General features: G+C 67.5%; 8 protein-coding genes and 4 pseudogenes. 2 read left to right on the top strand and 10 right to left on the bottom strand.

What is annotated here, in order from left to right; all coding sequences use genetic code 11:
• The 5 genes and pseudogenes from AC1DY5_RS37595 to AC1DY5_RS37575 all read right to left on the bottom strand — a co-directional run.
• Positions 1-246, bottom strand: a 246-nt coding sequence (locus tag AC1DY5_RS37595) for a zinc-binding dehydrogenase (RefSeq protein WP_478119554.1), incomplete at its 3' end; no start/stop codon positions are given.
• Between the two features lie 231 nt (positions 247-477).
• A pseudogene (locus AC1DY5_RS37590) lies at positions 478-785 on the bottom strand (alcohol dehydrogenase catalytic domain-containing protein); the annotation flags it as partial.
• Positions 786-920: 135 nt separating this feature from the next.
• Positions 921-1,401, bottom strand: a pseudogene (locus tag AC1DY5_RS37585) (aldehyde dehydrogenase family protein).
• Between the two features lie 107 nt (positions 1,402-1,508).
• A pseudogene (locus tag AC1DY5_RS37580) lies at positions 1,509-1,559 on the bottom strand (hypothetical protein); the annotation flags it as partial.
• Between the two features lie 35 nt (positions 1,560-1,594).
• Entirely contained in the window at positions 1,595-2,089 is a 495-nt protein-coding gene (locus AC1DY5_RS37575; RefSeq protein ID WP_478119553.1) for an aldehyde dehydrogenase family protein, read from the bottom strand.
• On the opposite strand from AC1DY5_RS37575, the gene AC1DY5_RS37570 reads away from it, so the two are divergent.
• Together AC1DY5_RS37570 and AC1DY5_RS37565 are read left to right on the top strand one after the other, a co-directional pair.
• Positions 1,994-2,272: a hypothetical protein gene (locus AC1DY5_RS37570; RefSeq protein WP_478119552.1), complete on the top strand. Its 279-nt coding sequence runs from the start codon at positions 1,994-1,996 to the stop codon at positions 2,270-2,272. The genes AC1DY5_RS37575 and AC1DY5_RS37570 overlap by 96 nt on opposite strands.
• A gap of 194 nt (positions 2,273-2,466) precedes the next feature.
• Positions 2,467-2,979, top strand: a complete 513-nt coding sequence (locus AC1DY5_RS37565) for a DUF2889 domain-containing protein (RefSeq protein WP_478119551.1) — start codon at positions 2,467-2,469, stop codon at positions 2,977-2,979.
• On the opposite strand, the gene AC1DY5_RS37560 is transcribed toward AC1DY5_RS37565, so the two are convergent.
• The 5 genes and pseudogenes from AC1DY5_RS37560 to AC1DY5_RS37540 all read right to left on the bottom strand — a co-directional run.
• Positions 2,952-3,584 (bottom strand): TetR/AcrR family transcriptional regulator, encoded by a 633-nt coding sequence (locus AC1DY5_RS37560; RefSeq protein ID WP_478119550.1) that lies wholly within the window; start codon positions 3,582-3,584, stop codon positions 2,952-2,954. The genes AC1DY5_RS37565 and AC1DY5_RS37560 overlap by 28 nt on opposite strands.
• A 25-nt stretch (positions 3,585-3,609) precedes the next feature.
• Positions 3,610-4,104: a phasin family protein gene (locus AC1DY5_RS37555; protein WP_478119549.1), complete on the bottom strand. Its 495-nt coding sequence runs from the start codon at positions 4,102-4,104 to the stop codon at positions 3,610-3,612.
• A gap of 55 nt (positions 4,105-4,159) precedes the next feature.
• On the bottom strand, positions 4,160-4,717 hold the full coding sequence (locus AC1DY5_RS37550; protein ID WP_478119548.1) for a hypothetical protein: 558 nt from the start codon (positions 4,715-4,717) through the stop codon (positions 4,160-4,162).
• Between the two features lie 151 nt (positions 4,718-4,868).
• Positions 4,869-5,783, bottom strand: coding sequence for a DMT family transporter (locus AC1DY5_RS37545; RefSeq protein ID WP_478119547.1), 915 nt, complete (start codon positions 5,781-5,783; stop codon positions 4,869-4,871).
• Between the two features lie 12 nt (positions 5,784-5,795).
• A pseudogene (locus AC1DY5_RS37540) lies at positions 5,796-6,380 on the bottom strand (translational GTPase TypA); the annotation flags it as partial.

The raw sequence follows: 6,380 nt of genomic DNA, 5'->3' as shown, positions 1-6,380 counted from the left end.
GCGTCGTGGTGTTGGTCGGGCCGGCAAGACCCACCACCACGGCGGTGCCGCCCTTGCGCAGGCAGGCATAGGCCTGGGCGACGATCTCGCCGTGGCCCACGCATTCGAAGAGTAGTCGGCGCCGTCGGTCAGCTTGCGCAGTTCCTTCACCACGTTCTCGGTCTTCGAGGCGTYGATCACATGGGTGGCGCCGAAGAGCTTGGCCATCTCGAGCTTGCTGGCCAGCATGTCGACGGCGACGATCATCGTCGCGCCGGAGATCTGGCAGCCTTGCAGGGCGCTCAGGCCCACGCCGCCGGCGCCGAACACCACGCAGATCGAACCGGGCTCGACCTTGGCGGTGTTGCAGGCCGCGCCCCAGCCCGTCATGACGCCGCAACCGATCAGCGCACAGCGGTCCAGCGGCACGCCGGGGGTGATCTTGACGACGTTGTTCTCGTGCAGGGTGGCGTACTCGGCCATGACCCCGCAGCCGCCCATCGCGTTCAAGGGCTGGCCGTTGGCATCCTTCGTGCGCGGCACGCCGCCGGGCAGCGTCCAGGGCGTCGTGTTGCCCACGTCGCAGAGGTTGGGCTTGCCGCTCGTGCAGTAGCGGCAGCGGACGCAGGTGTTGACGAAGCTGCTGATGACCGGGTCGCCCACCTTCAGGTCGGTGACACCTTCGCCCACCTGGCAGACGACGCCCGCACCCTCGTGGCCGAGGATCACGGGGCCGGCAGCGGCAAGGTGCCGTTGGTGACCGACAGGTCGCTGTGGCAGACCCCACAGGCGCCGACCTTGATCATCACTTCGTGCGGGCCCGGCGGGTCGACCAGGATGTCTTCGACATGGACCGTCACGCCATCGGCGCGGAAGACAACGGCTTTGGAACGCGTTTGCATGGCTTGGGTCTCGCTGGATTGAATGGGGTCCGGCCGGCCTCAGCCGACCATGGTTTGAATGGCGGTGAATTCGAGCAGGCCCTCGACGCCGTTCTCGACGCTGATGCCCGACTGTTTGCGACCGGCGAAGGGCGACAGCGGGTCGAGCAACTGGACGCTGTTGATCCATACCGTGCCCGTCTCCAGTCGGGCGCCGAGCCCGCGCCTGCGCGAGGTCGTTCGACCAGACCGAGCCCCCGAGGCCGAACTCGGAGTCGTTGGCGCGCCGTACCACCTCGTCGACGTCGGTGAAACGCAGCAGCGGAACGATCGGGCCGAAGGGCTCCTCGACCACGACGCGGGCGTCATCGGGYGGGTTGTCGAAGACTGTCGGTGGAATGAAGTAGCCCAGCCTTCGGGCACGTAGCCCCCGGCAAGGAAGGTGTGGCCCGCGTCGCGCGTGGCGGCGATGAGTTCCTTCACGCGCTCTCCGGTTCTGCACCGGGCCCAGCACGACGCCCTCCTGCGTGCCCGGGCCCATCGGCGCGGCCTTGGCCGCGGCGGCAAAGGCCGGGCGAAAGCGTCATAGATCGCGTCGTGCACATAGATGCGCTTGGCGGCCACGCAGACCTGGCCCGAGTTCAGGAAAGCGCCCATGAAGAGCTTGCGCGCCGTCTTTGCCACATCCACGTCGGGCATGACGATGGCGGCGTCGTTGCCACTGAGTTCCAGCGTCAGGTGTTTGAGCGTGGGGCGGCGGTAGCCATCACGCTCCGGCCGGTGGCCGTCGAGCCAGTGAAGGCGACCTTCGCGATGCCGGGGTGCGCCGTCATCCACGGACCGAGGGCGTCGCCCCCGCTCAGCACGTTGAGCACGCCGGCCGGGAACAGGTCGGCCGCGAGTTCACCCATGCGCAGCGTGGCGAGCGGCGTGAACGGCGAGGGCTTGACGATGACCGTGTTGCCCGCCATCAGCGCGGGTGCGAGCTTCCACGTCGCGAGCATCAGCGGGAAGTTCCATGGCGCGATGGCTGCGACTACGCCGAGCGGCAGGCGGCGGGTGGTCCAGGTCGTGCCGCCCTTGTCGATGCGCTCAGCCACGGGGAGATCCATCCGGGCGAAGGTGTGCAGCCAGTGCACGCAGCCCAGTACCTCGGCCCTGGCCATGGCAAGTGGCCGGCCCTGTTCGCGCGTGAGCAGCAGCGCGAGTTCTTCCGCATGCGCCTMGATGCGAGCGGCCAGCGCCTCGACGCCTTCGCGACGCTGCGCCTGCGTCGTTTGGCGCTAGCCTTCGAAGGCCGCCAGCGCGGCCTTCACCGTCGCGTCGAGCACCTCCTGCGTGCAGTCGGCGACTCGGGCGATGACCTGCTCGTCGGCAGGGTCGAGTACCGGCAGCGTGGCGGGCAAGTCTAGAAGCTGGCCGTCGCAAAGCGGCGTGAAGGTCTGGGCGCGAGCGGTGACGTGTACGTGCTGGTGGCCGGCGTGCGGCGCGGTGGCGGCCTTCGTGGCCAGCGAACTACTCGATCCCCTCCCAACCTGCCCATCGACTGCTCCACACGCGCGAAATCGTCTGCAGGGGCTACCTGCGCGACGACGGCCTGCTCGACGTGGAAAGCACCATGCGCGACATCTCGCCCAACGGTTCCGATCTTTTCTTCAAGCCGCTGGGCGCCGGCGAAGACCTGCACCGCATGCGGATCGTCATGACGGTCGACAACGACCTGGTGATCCGCGAAATTCAGGTGCGCAGCGAAGCCGCGCCGACGCCGTACTGCGCTGAAAGCAATGACAACTACGACGCGCTGGTGGGCTTGAAGATCGGGGCCGGATTCACGAAAAGAGGCCGTACGCTGGTCGGCGGCAACAAGGGCTGCACGCACCTCACCGAACTGATGGGCCCGGCCGCCACCACCGCCATGCAGACCTGGTTTGCGCTGAGCCGCGAGCGCGGCGGGCTGCGCACCTTGCTCGCCGCGCCCGCCCACTGCCCAAGCCCGCGCTGGCCGACACCTGCCAGGCCTATCGCAGCGGCGGCAAGGCACTCCAGGCGATCTGGCCGCCGGAACGGCGCGCCTGAGGCACACCGGGCCGTTCACCGGAGATATTTGCCTCGCAGGTAGTCGAGATAGGCTTTCGATTCGCGCGAGACATATGGAGAAATCAGAGTCAGCGTGTAGAAAGCCGCAAGCCCCGGATCGGCCTGCGGCAGGGCCTCGCGTCCCGGCACCAGCCGCTCGAACGACAGCCAGCAAGTGGTCGTGAAGACCATCTGCAGCGCCAGCATCTGCGCCTCCTCCGAGGTCGCCTCGATTACGCCGCTCGCCACCAGCGTCTCGCACAGCGATTGCGCGGCCAGCAGGTTCCGCGCGGTCAGCACTTGTGCGCGCTGGCCGAGGGCCGGGTATTCGCTCGAAAGATAAGCCACATCGCGGTAGACGAAGCGATAGGCGTTGATGGCCTCGAAGCGCAAGTGCAGCGCGAGCCACAGATCGTCGATCGCGCGCACGCTGTCGGACGAGGCGTTGAGCAGATCGAGCTGGTCCTCGAAGCGCCGGAAGAGCCGGTCGACGATCAGCTGCTTGGCCTTGAAGTGGTAGTGCAGGTTGCCGGGGCTGATGTCGAGTTCGGCCGCGATGCGGTGCGTCGACACGGCTGCAAGTCCCTGCGCATTGAAGAGCGCCAGGCTGGTCTGGAGAATGCGTTCTCGCGTGTTGGAACTGGCCACGACGGAGGGGCTCGAACCGTTGGCCTCAGCGCTTGCGCCGACCCGATTCGGCGCGCTCGAGGTGTTCGAGCAGCAGCCGCACCTGATCGCGCAGTTCCTGGATTTCCTGGGCACTCGGCATGCCGAGCCGCTGCAGCGCGGTCGCGACGCGCTGGTCGAACACGTCCTCGAACTTGCGGATGCCGAAGGTGTCGAGACCCGGGAATGCGCGCACGGCACCGGGCTTGCCGTCGGCCGCCTGGCCGCTCCCGAGGCCGAGCAGGCTCTCGATCACATTCGTCTGGCGCTTGACGACACCGTCGCGCACCGTGCCCAAGGCCTTCAGGCCCGCACGCAGCAGGCCTTTCGCGCCGGCCTGCTGGGCTGGCGAGGCCGTCCTTGCCGGCACGGCCTTGGGCGCCCGGGCCTTCTTCGCTGCAGCACCCGCACGCGGCGCGGATTTCTTGGCCGGCGCAGCCTTCCTGGCCGGCGTGACCGGTTTCTTCTTCACGCTGTCGGTTTCATCGCGGCGTGTCGCCATGCGTTGCTCCAGGAAGACGTTCGACAGGAAAGCCTTGGGGCGCCAGGGCGGGCGATCAGGCCTTTTGGGGCGCGGGCGTGGTGCGCACGGCGCGGCGGGTGGACGACTTGGCCTTCGCCTTCTCGGTCTTCACCACCTCGATGGCGGTCGTCGTGCCTGCCACGCGGCCTTCGATCTTCTTGGCGCCCGCGGCGACGGTATCGGCGATCTTGACCGTGATCTTGGCGATCGGCTGGTTGACGCGATCGAGCATCTCCAGCACCGAGTTGCCCAGCGGTGCCTCGACGCGGGCCACGGCGTTGGCGACCGACTCGATGCCGCGGGTGGTGTCGGCGGCGATGCGATCCATCAGGGCGATGATACGGCTCGAATCGACGTCGAGACGTTCGGCCAGGAAGCCCGTGACCTTTTCCTGCGCGCCGAGCAGCTTGGCCTTGGCGTCTTCGTTCACCAGCGGCAGTTCGCGCTTTCCGAGGAAGTCGCTGTAGCGCGAAGCGGCGCCGCCCAGCAGGCGGTGCGCCCCGGTGCGCCAGGCGCTGATCAGAGTCTTGCCTGCATCGTTGTACTGGCCGACGACGTGAACGGCGGCGGTGGAGAGGGTTTGCGTGGTCATGCTGGTTTCCCGGAAGTTGATGGTCCATTGACGCCCGAATACGTTTCCGGCGCCACCCGCGTCATGGATTCGACGCGATGGGCTCATCTTCTCCGCAAAGCCCTAGGCTTGAAAAACTAGAACGGTTCGATAGTTAGTCCAACTGCCCCAATTAATGGGCCGTCGGCAGCGCCTGGCGGGAGGCCTCGCGCCGATCCCGCAGGCCGAGCAGTTCGTTGAAAACCAGCGCGCCGATGACCAGCGCACCGCCGGTCAGCACGGCGGGCTCCGGTTCCTCGCCGGCCCCTATCCAGGCCAGCGCGATGCCGAAGATCACTTCGAGCAGGGCCAGCAGCGCCACCTCGGGCGCCTTGAGCACGCGCGCGCACAGCACGGACAAGACACAGGGAATGGCCAGCTGGAACAGCCCGAGGAAGGCCAGCAGGCCGAGGTCGTGGGCATTGGCCTGGAAGGGCCAGGCCAGCGGCAGGGTGACCAGCGAGGAGATCGCTGCACCGACCAGCACCGCGGGCACCAGGTCGACGTCATGGCCCTCGGCATGGGCATGCTGTACCACGGTCCAGTTGCAGGCGCCGGCCAGCGGCACGCATAGCGCCACCAGCGTGCCGAGCAGCTGCCCTTCGCCGAGCTGGGTGCCGTACATCCAGCCGATGCCGAGCCCGGCGACCACGATCGCCGCCCAGGTCCGGACCGGCAGCCGGTGGCCGATGAAGATCCTGGCGCCCAGTGCCGTCAACAGGGGGCCCAGCGCCATCGTCACCAGCACGTTGGCGACGCTGGTCAGCGTGAGCGCGACCATGAAGGCCGTGAACATCACGCTCCAGCAGACACCGGAGATCCACAGTGCGCGGCCGCCCTGGCGAACCTTGGAGAACACCGCGCGGCCCTGCCACAACGGCAGGATCACGAGCAGCGACGCCAAGGTGAAGAAGCTGCGCCAGAAGGTCACCTCGAAGCTGCGCGCATGTTCGAGGTGCCGGGTGACGACGCCGGCCGTGGCCCACATCAGCGTGACGCCGACCATCAGCCAAACGGCCCTGCCGTGGGTCAAACCACGTCCGCTCATGACGCGCGGCAGTTACTCGCGCGAAGCGCGCTTGCGCTCGTGTTCCTTCAGGAAGCGCTTGCGCAGGCGCACGCTCTTCGGCGTGATCTCGACCAGCTCGTCGTCCTCGATGAACTCGACGCCATATTCGAGCGTGAGCTCGATCGGCGGCGTGATCTTGATCGMGTCTTCCTTGCCCGAGACACGGAAGTTGGTCAGCTGCTTGGTACGCGTGGCGTTCACCACCAGGTCGTTGTCGCGGCTGTGGATGCCGACGATCATGCCTTCGTACACCGGATCGTTGGCGCGCACAAACATGCGGCCGCGGTCGTCGAGCTTGCCCAGCGCGTAGGTGAAGATCTCGCCGTCGTCCATCGAGATCAGCACGCCGTTCTTGCGGCTGCCGATCTCGCCCTTGAAGGGCTCGTAGCGGTCGAAGATGTTCGAGATCAGGCCCGAGCCACGTGTCAGGTTCAGGAATTCGTTGGTGAAGCCGATCAGGCCGCGCGCCGGGATGCGGTACTCGAGGCGCACGCGGCCGCGGCCGTCCGGCTCCATGTTGACCAGTTCGCCCTTGCGCTCGCCCAGGGCCTGCATCACGCCGCCCTGATGCTGGTC

This window comes from Variovorax sp. P4_D9 (assembly GCF_056401695.1).
Note: the sequence above shows the minus strand (reverse complement) of the source record. Positions and strands in the feature narration are given on the sequence as shown.